Genomic DNA, 16155 nt, shown 5'->3' on the forward strand with positions numbered 1-16155 from the left:
AACCAACCAAAAAAGAAAGGCGGGCTTCTGGCCCGCCTTCTTTCGTTGTTAGATTTTGATCACGATTCCAGATACTTGGAAGGATTGACCGGGGCCGAATTTTTGCGCACTTCGAAATGCAGCTTCGGGGATTTCGCGTTGCCGCTCATGCCCGATTTTGCAACTTCTTCACCGCGGCGAACCTTCTGTCCGCGCTGAACCAGTATCTGGCTGTTGTGACCGTAAACGGTGACGAGGCCATTGTCGTGGCGGATCAGAACGGTCTGTCCGAACTCCTTGAGACCGTCACCGGCATAGATGACGACGCCGTTCTCAGCAGCTTTCACCGATGTGCCTTCCGGAACCATGATGTCGATACCGTCGCTTACCGATGTACCGTCACGCTGGCCGAAGCTTGCGAGAATACGGCCGCGTACCGGCCAGCGCATCTGTGAAATACCGGTGGAAGAAGGCGCTGCCGCCTGATCCTTTTCGGCATCTTCGATCACCTTGTTGCTCGCCTGCGGCGGCGTGTAAGGCTTCACATCGGCGTTGGCGGCTGGTGCGGCAGCCTTGGCCGGGTTTTCCGGAGGCTGTGAAACCGCTGCGACCTGCGTTGCATTGCCCGCTGCAGCAGAAGGAATGACGAGCGCCTGGCCGACGCGGATAGCGCCGTTCGACAGACCGTTTGCCTTCTTCAACTGTTCGACAGGAACATTGTGCTTCTGCGCGATGGAGAAGAGCGAATCGCCGCTCTTAACCGTGTAAGTACCGTTCGGCGCCGGCGGCGTCGTAGCATTTGCACCTGCCGAAGCCATATCGTTCGCCGAAGGCTTCTTGCCGTTGACGGCAGGTGCCTGCGGGACAACCGCGATATTATTATCCGTTGGCCGGGGCATGGCTGGGTTCGCCGGAAGCTGCCCGAGAACCTTTTCCTGCGCACCATTTACGGTGTTGCGCGTAGACGTTGCCGCGCTGGCGACTTTGGTTTCTGCTGCATTGACCGTGTTGTTCACACGGTTTGCGGCCATGTCCTGCGCCTGCCCGACCTGATTCTGAATGTTATTGGATGCCGCTGCGACCGGAGCCTGAACCGACTGCCGTGCCGCCGCGACCGGTGCTGCCATCGGCGCCGAAGACACCGGAGGCAATGAATTGCGCTGAACGGAACCGCTCGATGCGGGAGCCACGGGAGCCGCAGATGCATAAAGATCGCCAGCCGGCTGCTGTGCGACACGCTGACTGGACGTAGAGCCCGTACTGATACCATCAGTGAAGCGCATCGTATCGGCACTGCACCCGGCACCAAAACCGGCAATCAGAACGATCGCGACATTCCGCAGGAGACGTTCAGACGTGTGCTGCAAAACTTGTAAACGCATGTTCAACTCGCCCATACTCGAAACTCAGTAAGGTGATTAAAACGCGTTAATGTTACTCTCTGGTTAAGAACGGCAAATCTTCGAAAAAAGATTCACCAATTAAATACCATAAGCGCACAAAGCGACCGAAAGCCCTCCCTGGCGCTGCCAAAGAGAGCCTGATAGCCATCATTTTGACGAATCGATACGCGCTCCGTTCACAGAACGGACGAAACGCCCTCGATGAAAGGCTGATAGCGGACCACCATCAGGTCCTCCTGCTCGAATCGGCTGCCGACCTTGGCGATACGTGTCATGATCTGTCGGCCATCTCCCGGACCGATCGGAGCGATCAGCACGCCATGCGTTGCCAGAAGATCAACGAAATGACGCGGCACTTCGTCGAAGGCAAGCCAGATCAGGATGCGGTCAAAGGGGCCACCCGGCATTCCATGGCGACCATCGGCATGTTTGACCATGATGTTTTCGCGCTTAAGCGACACGAATTGCTGCAAGGCGTGGTCGCAGAGCTTGCGATAACGTTCGACCGTTGTGACACGACCGGCGAGCGAAGACATAACAGCAGCCGTGAAACCGGAGCCGGTTCCGATCTCCAGCACACGATGGCCGGGTTCCAGCTTGAGCGCGGCGATGGCGCGAGCCTGATCATCAATGCCCTCCATGTACTCGCCGCAGTCAAGCGGCGCAGTACGGGAGCTGTAGGAAAGATGAGACCATGACGACGCGAGAAAGCTCTGGCGTGGTGTGGACTCGATGGCTGCAAAAAGGCGCGGATCGTCAATCCCGTATCCGCGCATTCGCATAACGAAGGATGCGAATCCTTCTCTGTCCGAAAGCCGTGGGCGCTCAGACGCTGCCTGCCTCATGCTTCAACCCCCAAGTTCTACAACCCCAAGTGCTGCGCTCAATTCTGCCCGAACCTTATGCGCGGTCAGATCGAGGTGCAACGGGGTTACAGAAATGCAATCAGAACGAATGGCTGCAATGTCGCTGTCGTCGGCGACCGGCGCCTTGCCCCGACCAAAATGCAACCAGAAATACGGGAAGCCACGCCCGTCGCGACGTTCATCGAGGCGGGCATCATGGCTGAGCTTGCCTTGAGCTGTGACGCGCGTTCCCTTAACTTCATCCGCACCGCAATTCGGGAAGTTGAGATTCAACAGGACGCCTTCCGGCCATCCTGCCTCCATCAACTTTTTTATAAGGTCAGGCGCGTGCGTTTCCGCCGTTTCCCACGGCACGATGCGGCGATCGCCTTCATATTCATATTCCTGCGACAGCGCGATAGACCGCACACCGAGCAACGTGCCCTCCATGGCGCCGGCAACCGTACCCGAATAGGTGACATCGTCGGCAATATTCGCGCCGGAGTTCACGCCCGAAAGAATGAGATCAGGCGCACCCGGCAGAACGTGGCGCACACCCATGATGACGCAATCGGTCGGCGTGCCGCGCAATGCGAAATGACGATCATCGATCTGGCGAAGGCGAAGCGGTTCCGACAACGTCAGCGAATGCGCGAGGCCGCTCTGGTCGGTTTCCGGAGCGACAACCCAGACATCGTCGGAGAGCTTGCGTGCGATCCGCTCCAGAACTGCGAGGCCTTCAGCGTGGATACCATCATCGTTCGTCAGCAGAATTCGCACGTCGTCACTCCTTCATTTATCAATAAATGTGATTCACGCAGTTTTCTCTATCCGCGTGAGGCCGCCCATGTATGGCTGCAATGCTTCAGGAATATGAATGCTGCCATCTTCTTCCTGATAATTTTCCATGACGGCAATCAGCGCGCGTCCGACGGCGACACCCGAACCGTTCAACGTATGCACGAAACGGGTCGATTTCTCGCCTTCCGGACGATAGCGGGCATTCATGCGACGCCCCTGGAAATCACCGCAGACCGAGCAGCTCGAGATTTCGCGATAAGTGTTCTGGCCGGGCAGCCATACTTCAATATCGTAGGTCTTCTGTGCGCCGAAGCCCATGTCGCCGGTGCAGAGCACGACGGTACGGAACGGCAGGCCAAGGCGCTTCAGCACCTCTTCCGCACAAGCGGTCATGCGCTCATGCTCTGCGATCGAGCTGTCGGCATCGGTGATCGACACCATTTCCACTTTCAGGAACTGGTGCTGGCGCAGCATGCCGCGTGTGTCGCGACCGGCAGAACCCGCTTCCGAACGGAAGCATGGGGTCAGCGCCGTGTAGCGCTGGGGGAGCGACTTGGTATCGACGATTTCATCTGCAACCAGATTGGTCAGCGGAACTTCGGCGGTTGGAATCAGCCAGCGACCATCCGTCGTGCGGAACAGATCTTCCGAAAATTTCGGCAGCTGGCCGGTGCCATAGACAGCTTCATCGCGCACCATCAGCGGCGGCATCGTTTCGGTATAGCCATGTTCCATGGTGTGCAGGTCGAGCATGAACTGGCCAAGCGCACGTTCGAGGCGTGCAAGCGACCCCTTCAACACGGTAAAGCGCGAACCTGCGAGCTTTGCAGCGCGTTCAAAATCCATGTAACCGAGCGCCTCGCCCAACTCGAAATGTTCTTTCGGCTGAAAGGCAAAGTTTCGCTGGTTGCCGACGCGACGAACTTCGACATTGTCGCTTTCGTCCTTGCCAAGTGGCACGTCTTCGAGCGGAATATTGGGAATGGTCGACAGAGCGTCGTTCAGTTCCTTGGTCAGGCGACGCTCTTCGTCCTCAGCCTGCGCAAGAAAATCCTTCAACTCGGCGACTTCGGCCTTCAGCTTGTCAGCCGTTGCTGCGTCCTTCGCAGCCATGGCCTTGCCGATTTCCTTCGAAGCGGCATTGCGGCGCTCCTGCGCAGCCTGAACCTTGCCGACATATTCGCGGCGTTTTTCGTCCAGCGCCATCAATTCGGACGACAGCGACTGAGCCCCACGCTTGGCAAGCGCCTTGTCGAGGGTTTCAGGGTTTTCGCGAATCCATTTGATGTCGAGCATGGGAAAAGCCGTTTCGTGAAATTGAACAGAAGCGAGGCCGCACAACCTGCAACCTCACAGTATTATCGTGACAAATCAGGACGATGAAGCGTTGTTTTCAGCGTCGGAAGCTTCCTGCGCCTCATCCCGCTTCTTCTCGATCATGCGAGCCACGATGATTGAAATCTCGTAGAGAAGGATTGTTGGCAAGGCAAGGCCGATCTGGCTCGCCGGATCGGGCGGGGTCAAGACCGCTGCAACGACGAAAGCAATGACAATTGCATATTTGCGCTTGTCCTTCAGGCCAGCCGACGTCACCAGTCCGACACGGGCCATCAGGCTCGTTACCACCGGCAGCTGGAAGACCAGACCGAACGCAAAGATGAGCGTCATGATAAGGCTCAGATATTCCGATACCTTCGGCAGGAGAGAAATCTGCACTTCACCGGCGCCGCCAGTCTGCTGCATTGCGAGGAAGAACCACATCACCATCGGCGTGAAGAAGAAGTAGACGAGCGCGCCGCCTGTCAAAAACAGGATCGGCGATGCAATCAGGAACGGCAGAAACGCCATGCGCTCATGCTTGTAGAGGCCGGGCGCCACAAACTTGTAAATCTGTGCTGCAATGATCGGAAATGCCAGCACGATGCCGCCGAACATGGCCACCTTCACCTGTGTGAAGAAGAATTCCTGCGGCGCGGTATAGATCAGTTCCGCTTTCGAGCGATCCATGCCCGCCCAGTCGAGCGCCCATTGATAAGGCACGACAAGCAGGTTGAAGAGCTGTTTGGCAAAAGCGAAACAGAAAATAAATGCCACGAAAAATGCCAGAATTGCCCAGATCAGGCGGCGGCGCAGCTCGATCAGGTGCTCAAGCAGAGGCGCTGCGCTCTGTTCGATTTCGTCCTCGTCGCGTGTCACGCTTTGGTTCCTGTCTTCTTCGTGGTCTTCTTGGCAGTTGTGGCGGCAGCAGCCTTGACCGTTCCAGCCTTTGCCGTTTCCGCTTTTGCCGCCGCGGGCTTTCGGGGAGCCGGCTTTGCAACGGAAGCCGCCTTCGGCGCAGCCTTCGTTTTGGCTACAGTGACTTCGGTCACTTTGGTTTCGGCCTTCGGTGCAGTCTTTCGGGTCGCCTTCTTGGGCGCTGCGGCTTTTTCCACAGCAGGCGGAACCGGTGCGCCACCGGCATCAACCGGCGTCGTCACTTCAGCGACTTTTTCAGGTGTCGCCGGAGACATGGAAGACGTGGACTGAAGGCCCGAGCGCAGATCCTCGCCCGCACTTCGAATCGGATCGAATACCTGCGTGATCTTCGAGCGCGGGTCTAGCTTGCGGGTCTCGTCGATGATGTTCTTGACGTCGTCAAGCTCAGCCTCTTTCAAGGCTTCGTCGAACTGCTGCTTGAACTCATTGGCGGTGGCACGCATGCGCGCTGTCGCCTTGCCGAATGCACGCAGCATTTTCGGCAAATCCTTGGGACCGACCACCACGATCATCACGATCGCAATAATCAGAAGTTCAGACCAACCGATGTCGAACATATTCTTGATACCCCGCGCAATTCGCGCGCGCGTCCCGTCTTTCGGCGGAAAACCGCACTTGTAAATGGCAAAATATGCTGCGCGCGCTTGCACGTGCACAGCATGCTTTATCCGTTAGATCAGGACTTGGTGGTTTTCTTGACGTCGTTGACGGTTTCGTCAGCCTTGGCGTCGATCGTACGACCCGAATCCCGCGCGTCATCCTTGGCGTCTTCGTCGGACATGCCCTGCTTGAAGTTCTTGATGCCCTTGGCAACATCACCCATCAGCTCGGGAATCTTGCCGCGGCCAAACAGAAGAAGGACAACCGCCAGGACGATCAGCCAGTGCCAGATGGAAAAGCTACCCATTTTATTCCTCTCATTGCCGCGAACGCGCGGCATGTTCCTGCAATGCCAGTTACGATTTAAGCGCTTTCAACAAATCTTTCAAACAGAAGTGTGACGGTGAACGGCTTTGCGACAAATAAAATTGGCTCCAAAGGCCATACTGAGACTATTCACCGCGTGGGGCGAGCAAGCCAAGGCTTTCCAGATCGATATCTTCGAGCGGCTCTTCGTCTTCTGTCAGCTCATCCGGGTCGATATTCGGCACCGGAACGGCAAAGCTCGATGGCATACGTGCCGAGAGCAGCCCTGCCCCGCGCAGCTCTTCCAGTCCCGGCAAATCGCGGATTTCCGGAAGGCCGAAATGGTCGAGAAACGAGTCGGTCGTGCCATAGGTGACCGGACGACCGGGCGTACGACGGCGTCCGCGCAATTTGATCCAGCCGGTCTCCATGAGGACATCCAGTGTGCCCTTTGAGGTCTCCACACCGCGGATATCTTCCAGCTCGGCGCGCGTGACCGGCTGGTGATAGGCGATGATGGCAAGCACTTCCATCGCGGCGCGGGACAGCTTGCGCTGCTGCACAGCTTCGCGGCTCATAAGAAAGGCGAGATCGGGTGCCGTACGGAACGCCCACGCACTGCCAACCTGAACAAGGTGCACGCCGCGCGTTTCATATATTTTCTGCAAATGTTTCAACACTGGCGCGACGTCAACATTGGCAGGCAGACGTTCGGCCAATGCGCGTTCGGAAACCGGTTCAGAGGACGCAAAAACAATGGCCTCGACAATGCGCGCAAGATCAGCAAGCCCCTGCGTCAAGACAGAAACTTCCGTTTCGATCTGATCGTCGTCACTATCGATTTCAGCCAGATTTCGACGTTCCGCCTCAGACATCCTCGTCCTCATCCAATTCGCTGATATCTCCTGTCGCCCGGATATAGATCGGCTCGAAAGGAGCGTTTTGCCTGACTTCCAGTTTGCCTTCACGCACAAGCTCAAGACTGGCGGCGAAGGAACTCGCGAGCGCCGAAGCTCTTTCTCGGGGCGAAAGCGTATAATCGATCAGGAAGCGATCGAGAGAAATCCAGTCGCCCACCGATCCCATCAAACGCACGAGCGCCACACGAGCTTCCTTCAATGACCAGACTGCGCGCTTGGCAATCTGCACCTGCGACACGGCCTGTCGCTGGCGCTGCGAAGCATAGGCGGTAAGAAGATCGTACAGCGTTCCAGAAAACTGGCTGGTCCTGTCCACCATGACCATTTCCGGCATACCGCGCGCAAAAACATCCCGCCCCAGCCGGTTGCGGTTGACGAGTTTCGCCGCCGCATCGCGCATGGCTTCAAGTCTCTTCAAACGGTAATGCAACGAAGCAGCCAGTTCTTCGCCGGTCGCTCCATCATCGCCCTGTTGCTTCGGGATCAGCAGCTTCGATTTGAGATAGGCAAGCCATGCAGCCATGACGAGATAGTCAGCTGCAAGTTCGAGGCGCAAGGCGCGTGCCTGTTCCACGAACACCAGATACTGCTCTGCAAGTGCAAGAACGGAAATACGGGCGAGATCGACGCGCTGGCTCCGCGCAAGGTGGAGCAGCAAATCAAGCGGGCCTTCAAACCCCTGCACATCGATGAGAAGCGACGGTTCACTTTCGCTACGCTCGGAATCGCCCTGCCACAGCGCGTCCATCGGCACGAGCGTGCCGTCTTTGCCGTCTGTGTCTGCTCCCGATGCCGCCAAACCCGTTTCCCTGCTGATAAGGTCCACCGGCGGATCAGTCCGCCGGTGAAGTCAGTTTACCAAGTTTTGACGATTACGCTATCAGTTCGAACATGGCGTTGAATTCTGCACGCAGTTCGTCCTCATCGGAAAGATCGGGATCGCCTGCATAAACTTCGGCCAGATCGGCACGACGCTTCGCCTTGCCTTCAAGAACCGGCACACGCGCTGCAACCTGCTTCAGTTCTTCCATCACACCTGCGCAATAGAGAACCATATCACAACCGGCACCGATGATGCCGTCCGCAATGTCACCGAGTTCGCCCGAAAGCGCCTTCATGGAAATGTCGTCGCTCATGACAAGACCATCGAACTGGATGACATCGCGAATGATCGTGTTGATGACAGTCGGTGACAATGTCGAAGGGCGCTGCGGATCGATGCAATCGAATACGACATGCGCCGTCATTGCCATTGGCAGGTCATTGAGCGCCTTGAACGGCACGAAATCATGCGCAACCAGCTCATTCAGGGGAACCGTGACACGCGCCAGCTCCTTGTGGGTGTCGGCAAACGCACGGCCGTGCCCCGGCATATGCTTGACCACAGGCAGCAGACCACCGGCAAGCAAGCCTTCAGCAGCAGCTCGCCCCATTTCTGCAACCGCCTGCGGGTTCTTGGAATAGGCTCGCGCGCCGATAACATCATGTGCGCCTTCGACGGGTACGTCCAGAACCGGCAGGCAGTCCACATTGACGCCAACCTTCAGCAAATCGAATGCATGCAGGCGGGCATGAAGCCACGCAGCTCGCAGACCTGCTTCGCGATCACGCGCATAGATCGCACCGACTTCCGAGGCCGAAGGATAGTTTGGAACGAGCGGCGGGCGAAGGCGCTGCACGCGTCCACCTTCCTGATCAATGAAAACCGGCGTCTGGTGCCGCCCCGTCAGGTCGCGCATGTGCGCCGTCAGCTCGGAAACCTGTTCCAGACTTTCGACATTGCGTGCAAAAAGAATAAAGCCCCAAGGTCTTTCATCGCGGAAAAACGCGATTTCGTCCTCAGTCAGTTTCGTTCCCGACACACCGGCAATCCATGCCTTGCACTCTTTCATGCGCTCTTCCCCAAAATTGTCTGGAAATGCTGTACTCAAACAACCCTGCCCCGGTTTAACCGAAAAGAACAAGGCTTGGTAGTGGAATCGGGTAGGAGGGCATTTTAGGCCCTCCTCCCACACCACCGTACGTACGGTTCCGTATACGGCGGTTCATGAAGCGTAGTATAGGCGTCGGTGTTCCTTCAGGAACGAGATCAGCCCGATTTTGGTGAAGTAGGCATTCGGTAGGGCTTCGTGCATGTGTGAGGTTCTGGCATTCCACCATGGTCCCCGGCCATTGCTGGCACTTATCCATGCACGCTCCTTCTTTATGCCTCGTTGCATCAGGTTTCTTGCGCGCGCGGCTGGTTTCGTCCATTGCCGCCACAGGGTAGCCCGCAGCTTGCGGTGAACCCATCCATCCATTTCCTCGAACGTCCCCTTCACGTCAGCCAGCTTAAAGTAAGCTGTCCAGCCGCGCAGGATCGGCGCTAGGTCCTTGATGGTGGCGTCAATGGCCCGGCCACGCCCAGCCCGGAACTGGGCTTTCAGTTTGCCACGAAGACGCTTCACACTTTGTACCGCCACCTTGAGGCGGGGCATACGGTGGAACGTCATCGTATAACCCAAAAAGACCCGGTTCCATGGATGGTCAACAGCACTTTTGGTGGCGTTGACCTTCAGCTTCAGTCTCCTTCCAAGGAAGGCGGTGAGCGAAGCCATCACCCGTTGACCGGCACGTATTGACCGCACATAGATATTACAGTCGTCGGCGTAGCGGCAGAAGCGATGTCCGCGCTGTTCCAGTTCCTTGTCCAGATCGTCGAGCAGGACGTTCGATAATAGCGGAGACAGGGGACCGCCCTGCGGCGTTCCCTCGCTTCGCATTGTCGTCATCCCGCCCATCATCAACCCGGCTTGCAGATAACGGCGGATCAACCGCAGCACCCGTTTGTCGTAGACCTTGCGTGCCACTCGTGCCATCAGCACATCGTGGTTTACCCGGTCGAAGAACTTCTCCAGATCAAGATCAACCACAACGCGGTAACCGTCGGCCACATAGGACCGTGCGGCAAGGATCGCATCATGGGCACTCCGCTCCGGCCTAAAGCCGAAAGAGGAATTGGAGAAGCCTGGGTCGAAGATCGGCATCAGCACCTGATGTATCGCCTGCTGGATGAGGCGGTCGAGAACCGTGGGAATGCCAAGAAGGCGTTTCCCGCCGCCGGGCTTGGGGATTTCCACCCCGCGCACCGGCGCTGGCTCATACCGACCCGCCAGCAGGTCTTCCCTGATGCGCGGCCAATGCGATACGAGATGCTGCTTCAGGTCGCCAACGCTCATCTTGTCGATGCCCGCCGCTCCCTTGTTCGACACCACGCGGTGTAAGGCCGCTATCATGTTATCGCGACTGACGATCATTTCCATCAGTTGCATCGCGTCCTTCGGTTGTGAGTTGGACGATCCTGCCGTGACGTTTGATGCGCCCAAGGCATCCTCTCGCAGCTTCCGGCCACTACCTTCCGCATGGGCATGGGGCGTTTCAGCTCCATTATCTGCATCTGCTGTCGTCATCGAAAGATCGTTCTCCATCCGACACTTCATGTTCAGCCCTTCGCCGTCCGGTACGGCTACTACGGCATCTGCTGACTTCTGCCGCCCTATTCCGTCGCTTCTCAGCGGCGGTAGCACACCGTTGCCGGTGGCGAGGCGACAGATCTCCCGAGGTAAGACGCGTGACCTTCATGCCATATACCTGTCGCATCTACAGCCGCATCATCCGGGTGATATCGGGCTTTGGGTAAATGGGCCCCCTTGCCCTGATGCGACTGCCTCTTATGCGCTTCCTGTTCGTCAGGCCGGCACTTTGCTTACAGCTTCCTTCAGACCCCGCCTTACGACAACGCCCTTGCTGTTCGGCTAACGGTTCCCATCACCAGGGCCCGTAGAGGACTTTCACCTCCAAGTCATCGAACGGATACCATCCCGGTCGAGCGATGCTTGCGCACCACGCGCCATGCTCGGCGCACCCATGAAAAAGGGCGACCGAGGCCGCCCTTTCCATATTCAATGTCCGACAAATCACTGCGTTACGAAGCAGCTGCCGCCAGCGGACTTAAGGCGTCCGCAAAGTGCGGATGCATCTTCCTTGGAACCACCCTGAACGCGGACACGATAGTAGGTGCCCTTGCCCGGAATGTCGGCACGCTTGATGTCGACGCTGCGGCCACCGATTACGCTGCCATACTTCTGGGCCATATTGGCATAGGACTTCTGTGCCAGCTCGGCAGATGGCTGCGAAGCAATCTGGATGAAATAACCGCCTGCACCTGCTGCCGATGCAACCTGCGACGCTGCCGGAGCAGGATTGGTTGCAGCCGGAGCCTGCGTGCGCTGCGGAACATTGCCGACGATGTTGACCGGTTGTTCAGCAGGCCGTGATGGCACCACCGGAGCACGGACAGGAAGACGCGGCGCTTCCGCAGCCGGCTCAGGCTGTTGTGTCACAGGAGCCGGTGCAGGTGTTTGCGCAGCCGGTTCTGCCGGTACGTTGCCAGCGGCCAGCGCAGCAATTTCATCACCACCGGCGGGAGCCGCCGGCTGAGCAGTGTTTGCTGGTGGCAGCTGCGAGGCTGTTTCCTGCGGAGCCGGAGAAGGCTGGACAATAGAGCCGTCTGGACGAACGATCATGGTTTCCACTTCGCGCGGCTGGACCAATGGCGCATTGTGGTTCGTGTTCTGATTCTCGGCCGAAGCATTATTCGTCACTGGCGGCTCGTCAGGCGTATTGTCCGCCATGTTCTCGCTGTCATCCGTGCCGGAAATGTCCACTGGCTCTTCACCGGAAGTAATCAGAGACTTTTGTTCCGGATTGTTCGGCAGCGTACCGGCAACGCGGTCATAAACCGCCTTGTCCTGGTTCGGTACCGTGGCACCGCCCGGATTTTCCGGCTGCATTTTGATCGGCTGATTGTCGGCACGAATCACGACCGGCTCACCGGAACCGCTACCTCCGAGGAAGTGATAGCCGATCCCGCCAAGAAGCACCGCCGCACCGGCCACGCTGGCCAGAATAAGACCACGACGGCCACGAACCGGGCGATTACGATAAGCTTCGGCAGCGCTGCCAAGATCATCGTCCGCCTGCATCGCAGCGCGTTCGCCAAAGTCGCCTCCTTCAAGGGTCTGTGCACCCTGGGCTGCCCAATGGTTATAGAAGTCGTCTTCATTGCCCAACGGATTGGAGGCTTTTGGCTGTGCTGGCGCCTGGGCTGTTGCCTGTGAGCGGCCATACGCTCCCGCAGCTGCGGCAGCGCCGACACCCACTGCTGCAGCACCGACAGCAGCACCAAGGCTGGCACCGGAGTTTGGCAGATAGCTCGAAGCGCTTTCGCGGAATATGTCCTCAAAAGCCCTGTCAGCTTCGCTCTGTGCGTCTGTTTTTGCCGATTCATCCACACCAACCGTGTTGAAGACCTCGGCGAATTCGGCTTCGAGATCAGTCAAACCGGCGTTGGTTTCTTCTTCGCCGTAGTTGATTTCCGGCAAATCGAGGGAATGCGTCTGCTCAACCTTTTCTTCGGCCACGCTCAAGGTTTCGACTTCGGGCGCCGGGGCGCTGACCGCAGCCGTATGAGCACCGCCGAACTGCTGGAACGAAGTCGATGAAGAACGGTAATCGTCGTCCGGACGCACCGCATGTGCGTAGGCGGTGGCTTCTTCTTCAGGTTCCGAGCTCAGATCGAGATCATCTTCCGTGAAGAAATCATCTTCGCTGAAAGCGTTCTCATCCTGAATGCTGGAAACATCGCCGGACATTTCGAAACCGAAATCATCTTCCGAAAGGCTGATTTCATCCAGCTCCGAAAGGTCGTCTTCGGTTCCTTCAGCAGCGATTGCAGCGGCTGTTTCCTCAACATTGAACGAAAAATCGTCGTCGAAAGAGAAATCGTCGTCGTCGCCAAGAGAAGGCGCAGTTTCTGTAACCGGCGCATAGTCGGCCTGCGGGGCTGTCGCCACTGCGTCCTGCCCTGCGATGCCCGAGGAGAAATTGCTCCGCGTATAGTACGGATATCCTGCAGGCACGACCTGAGGCTGAGGCGCATAGGTTTCAACGGGTGCAGCCGTCTGTGGTGCAGCATCGTAAGCCGGCTCATCGAGCTGCAGATCATCGAAATGCAAATCTGCAAGCTCGGTCTCGTCTTGATATCCAACATTCTGCACCGGCACCACGTCGTGGTGGACGTAGGGCTCCTCTGCAGGCGCGACATGGGACGCGACATGGGACGCGACATGGGAAAACCGGGTCTCGTCGTGAGACACTGGCTGCGGCTCATCGCCGAAAAGGAGATTTTCCAGCTCGTCCTCAAGCGAAACCGGCGCAGCGGTGGCATAGGACTGTTCGGCAGGCTCAACAGCCTGAACGTTCCAGTCATGATCGCGCGCAGGCTGATAAGCCTCTTGATGCGGCTCTATGGCTGGCTGATAGATGGTCGGATCGTAATCGGTCTGATCGACATGAAGCGGCTCGACAGTTTCCCGGCGAGCGTAGACCGACGACGATGCGGCATAGGTCTCTTCGTTCGAATCGCGTGCAGTCGAATAATCACTGTAGTCGAATTGCGGCACAGGTTCAGTGCGGTCAGCTTCTTCGAACTCAAGTGCTTCGAATGAGGGCGTTTCTAATTCGGGCGCCTGCTCATCTTCATCCATTTGAAGATCAAGCTCGTCTTCCAGAGCCGAAGCAAGTTCTTCCTCATGAATCAGAGGCTCATCCAACAGATGAGAATCATCTTGTGCAGGGGTCGCTGCGAACTGTGACGGGTCCGTAGGCTGAGAATAATCATTGAAGTCACCGAGCAATTCGCGCTCCAGATCCAGCGATGGATCGAAGCCCGGCTCTGTCCGGTTATCTTCAAAGTAACTAGGTCGGCGCTCATTCCAAGCGACGTTGTCATCAGCAGGCGTGCCGAAGTCCATGATCCGCGACAGTTCCATCAGTGGATCGTCTTCGTGCAACGGACGCTCGCCGTAATTACGGGGATTTGCACTGCTGTCCGTCATAGCGTGTTCCTAACTCAAACCCTGGACGTCGCAAGACGTCTCCATACATTGCTTTGTAGCGAGGCAATGTGGGCAAAAGTTGACGGAAGTTTCCTGCGCCAGAAGGAAGACCAATGACTTGCGTTCATTATGGCCTTCCACCTGTTCGACTTGCCAACTTTTGCCTTCAATCAGTCTTTCGACCTGAAAAGCTTCGTGACAGTCGCCTGACCTCCGAAGTCATCTCGAACCACATAGTGCGGCCCGTGAGCTGCGGAGACCATTCTTCGAGTATAATCCATCTCAAAAGGCTTTCACCTTCGAACTATACTCTAGCGCATTTCCGTTGGAGCATCCGCACCGATTATCGTCAATCCGGAAGTCAGCACATCGGAAACAACCTGTACCAGCCCTAGCCTGGCTAATGACAAGTCTGGATCGTTAACCTTAATAAAACGTAAGTCCGGGTTCTCTGTGCCTCTATTCCACTGCGAATGGAACGCGCTGGCGAGATCATAGAGGTAAAAAGCAAGCCGATGCGGCTCCTGATGAATGGCCGCAGCCTCGATCAGACGCGGATATTCGGCGAGCTTGCGAACGAGTGCAATTTCGCTCTCATCGGTCAGCTTGTCGAAATGCGCAGCCATACCGACCCGGTCGAGATCGGCGAGACCAAGCTGATCGGCAGCCTGACGGAAAACCGAATGGCAACGCGCGGAAGCATATTGCACGTAGAAGACCGGATTATCCTTCGACTGCTCCGTCACCTTGGCAAAATCGAAATCCAGCGGCGCATCGTTCTTCCGGTAAAGCATCATGAAACGAACCGGATCGCGGCCGACTTCATCCACCACATCGCGCAGCGTGATGAATTCGCCTGACCGCTTCGACATGCGCACAGGCTCGCCATCGCGGAACAGCTTGACCAGCTGGCAGAGCAGCACCGTCAGCTTCGCCTTGCCGTCGGAAACAGCCCTTGCGACCGCTTCCAGACGCTTGACGTAGCCGCCATGATCGGCACCCAGCACATAGATCATCTCGTTGAAGCCGCGGTCGTACTTGTCCTTGAAATAGGCCACGTCGCCTGCAAAGTAGGTAAAAGCGCCATCGGACTTCATCAGAGGACGGTCGATATCGTCACCCACTTCCGTCGAACGGAACAATGTCTGCTCGCGATCTTCCCAGTCTTCCGGAAGCTGACCCTTCGGGGGCGGCAGCTTGCCCTTGTAGACATGGCCCTTGAGCGTCAGATCGTTGATTGCATTGCGAATCGCCCGTGCGTGATCAACATGCAGCTTGCGCTCGGAGAAGAACACGTCATGGTGCACGTTGAGCGCATCAAGATCGGCGCGGATCATCGCCATCATGGCATCGATCGTGCGATCCTTTACGAGAGCAAGCGCTTCGGCTTCCGGCATTTCCAGAAGCTTCGAACCAAATTCCTTGGCAAGCTCCTGCCCGACCGGAACGAGATAGTCGCCGGGATAAAGACCAGACGGAATTTCACCGATATTTTCACCGAGCGCTTCACGGTAGCGCAGCATGACGGACCGCGCCAACACATCGATCTGCGCACCGGCATCGTTGATGTAGTATTCCTTGACCACATCATAGCCTGCAAATTTCAGCAGATTGGCCAGAACATCGCCCACAACTGCGCCGCGGCAATGGCCCACATGCATCGGGCCCGTCGGGTTTGCCGAAACATATTCGACATTGACCTTCGATCCTGCGCCAAGTTTGGAGCGACCGAAATCCTTACCTTCATTCAGCATCGCCGAGAGTTCGCGTTGCCAGTAAGTGGCCTTCAGACGCAGATTGATGAAGCCCGGACCGGCGACATCAACCGTTTCGACGTCGGCATCCGAGGCAAGAGCCTCGGCGATGCGACCGGCAAGTTCACGCGGGTTCTGACCGACAGCCTTGGAGAGCACCATCGCAGCATTGGTTGCGATATCACCATGGGAAGAATCTCGCGGTGGCTCGACACCGATGCGCGAAAGGTCTAAATCGCCACCGTCTTTCGGTTTCAGATCAATATCTTGCAACGTCTTTTTGATACGTGCGTCGAAATCTGCAAAGATATTCATGGTCTGTCCTGTCAGGCTTACGCCGGGCTTTGTTTTGT

At 57.1% G+C, this 16155-nt stretch carries 13 protein-coding genes; all 13 read right to left on the minus strand.

All coding sequences use genetic code 11. From position 1 onward, the window contains the following. Window positions 1-59: 59 nt before the first annotated feature. The 13 genes from dipM to argS all read right to left on the minus strand — a co-directional run bounded on the left by dipM (window position 60) and on the right by argS (window position 16117). Window positions 60-1376: a cell division endopeptidase DipM gene (gene dipM, locus OANT_RS12160; RefSeq protein WP_012092208.1), complete on the minus strand. Its 1317-nt coding sequence runs from the start codon at window positions 1374-1376 to the stop codon at window positions 60-62. Window positions 1377-1558: 182 nt separating this feature from the next. Beyond that, entirely contained in the window at window positions 1559-2227 is a 669-nt protein-coding gene (locus tag OANT_RS12165; RefSeq protein WP_012092209.1) for a protein-L-isoaspartate(D-aspartate) O-methyltransferase, read from the minus strand. Between the two features lie 3 nt (window positions 2228-2230). Next, complete coding sequence (surE, locus tag OANT_RS12170) at window positions 2231-3007, minus strand: 5'/3'-nucleotidase SurE (RefSeq protein WP_012092210.1); 777 nt, start codon at window positions 3005-3007, stop codon at window positions 2231-2233. A gap of 33 nt (window positions 3008-3040) precedes the next feature. Then, window positions 3041-4324, minus strand: coding sequence for a serine--tRNA ligase (gene serS / locus OANT_RS12175; RefSeq protein WP_040130146.1), 1284 nt, complete (start codon window positions 4322-4324; stop codon window positions 3041-3043). A gap of 75 nt (window positions 4325-4399) precedes the next feature. Next, the gene (gene tatC / locus OANT_RS12180; RefSeq protein WP_012092212.1) at window positions 4400-5224 is read right to left on the minus strand and encodes a twin-arginine translocase subunit TatC; all 825 of its coding nucleotides are present in this window, start codon (window positions 5222-5224) and stop codon (window positions 4400-4402) included. Further along, window positions 5221-5841 (minus strand): Sec-independent protein translocase protein TatB, encoded by a 621-nt coding sequence (gene tatB / locus OANT_RS12185; RefSeq protein ID WP_012092213.1) that lies wholly within the window; start codon window positions 5839-5841, stop codon window positions 5221-5223. Before tatB ends, tatC begins: the two co-directional genes overlap by 4 nt. A gap of 119 nt (window positions 5842-5960) precedes the next feature. Then, window positions 5961-6191: a twin-arginine translocase TatA/TatE family subunit gene (locus OANT_RS12190; RefSeq protein ID WP_010661242.1), complete on the minus strand. Its 231-nt coding sequence runs from the start codon at window positions 6189-6191 to the stop codon at window positions 5961-5963. A 145-nt stretch (window positions 6192-6336) separates the two neighbouring features. Further along, complete coding sequence (gene scpB, locus OANT_RS12195; RefSeq protein ID WP_012092214.1) at window positions 6337-7065, minus strand: SMC-Scp complex subunit ScpB; 729 nt, start codon at window positions 7063-7065, stop codon at window positions 6337-6339. Beyond that, a complete protein-coding gene (locus tag OANT_RS12200) occupies window positions 7058-7909 on the minus strand; it encodes a segregation and condensation protein A (RefSeq protein ID WP_012092215.1) in 852 nt (283 codons plus the stop codon). Before OANT_RS12200 ends, scpB begins: the two co-directional genes overlap by 8 nt. Window positions 7910-7982: 73 nt before the next feature. Beyond that, entirely contained in the window at window positions 7983-9002 is a 1020-nt protein-coding gene (gene nagZ, locus OANT_RS12205) for a beta-N-acetylhexosaminidase (RefSeq protein ID WP_012092216.1), read from the minus strand. Window positions 9003-9155: 153 nt separating this feature from the next. Continuing rightward, a complete protein-coding gene (gene ltrA / locus OANT_RS12210; RefSeq protein ID WP_011982869.1) occupies window positions 9156-10559 on the minus strand; it encodes a group II intron reverse transcriptase/maturase in 1404 nt (467 codons plus the stop codon). A gap of 507 nt (window positions 10560-11066) precedes the next feature. Then, window positions 11067-14048, minus strand: a complete 2982-nt coding sequence (locus tag OANT_RS12215) for an SPOR domain-containing protein (protein ID WP_012092217.1) — start codon at window positions 14046-14048, stop codon at window positions 11067-11069. 311 nt (window positions 14049-14359) lie between these two features. Next, window positions 14360-16117 (minus strand): arginine--tRNA ligase, encoded by a 1758-nt coding sequence (gene argS / locus OANT_RS12220; RefSeq protein ID WP_012092218.1) that lies wholly within the window; start codon window positions 16115-16117, stop codon window positions 14360-14362. Window positions 16118-16155 lie beyond the last annotated feature (38 nt).

Source organism: Brucella anthropi ATCC 49188 (assembly GCF_000017405.1).
Taxonomy (GTDB): domain Bacteria; phylum Pseudomonadota; class Alphaproteobacteria; order Rhizobiales; family Rhizobiaceae; genus Brucella; species Brucella anthropi.

Coding starts and splice junctions, on each gene's coding strand:
- OANT_RS12165 (WP_012092209.1), bottom strand. CDS start 2,227: ATGAGGCAGGCAGCGTCTGAGCGCCCACGGCTTTCGGACAGAGAAGGA.
- OANT_RS12215 (WP_012092217.1), bottom strand. CDS start 14,048: ATGACGGACAGCAGTGCAAATCCCCGTAATTACGGCGAGCGTCCGTTG.
- OANT_RS12190 (WP_010661242.1), bottom strand. CDS start 6,191: ATGGGTAGCTTTTCCATCTGGCACTGGCTGATCGTCCTGGCGGTTGTC.
- scpB (WP_012092214.1), bottom strand. CDS start 7,065: ATGTCTGAGGCGGAACGTCGAAATCTGGCTGAAATCGATAGTGACGAC.
- nagZ (WP_012092216.1), bottom strand. CDS start 9,002: ATGAAAGAGTGCAAGGCATGGATTGCCGGTGTGTCGGGAACGAAACTG.
- argS (WP_012092218.1), bottom strand. CDS start 16,117: ATGAATATCTTTGCAGATTTCGACGCACGTATCAAAAAGACGTTGCAA.
- ltrA (WP_011982869.1), bottom strand. CDS start 10,559: ATGACGACAGCAGATGCAGATAATGGAGCTGAAACGCCCCATGCCCAT.
- dipM (WP_012092208.1), bottom strand. CDS start 1,376: ATGGGCGAGTTGAACATGCGTTTACAAGTTTTGCAGCACACGTCTGAA.
- serS (WP_040130146.1), bottom strand. CDS start 4,324: ATGCTCGACATCAAATGGATTCGCGAAAACCCTGAAACCCTCGACAAG.
- tatB (WP_012092213.1), bottom strand. CDS start 5,841: ATGTTCGACATCGGTTGGTCTGAACTTCTGATTATTGCGATCGTGATG.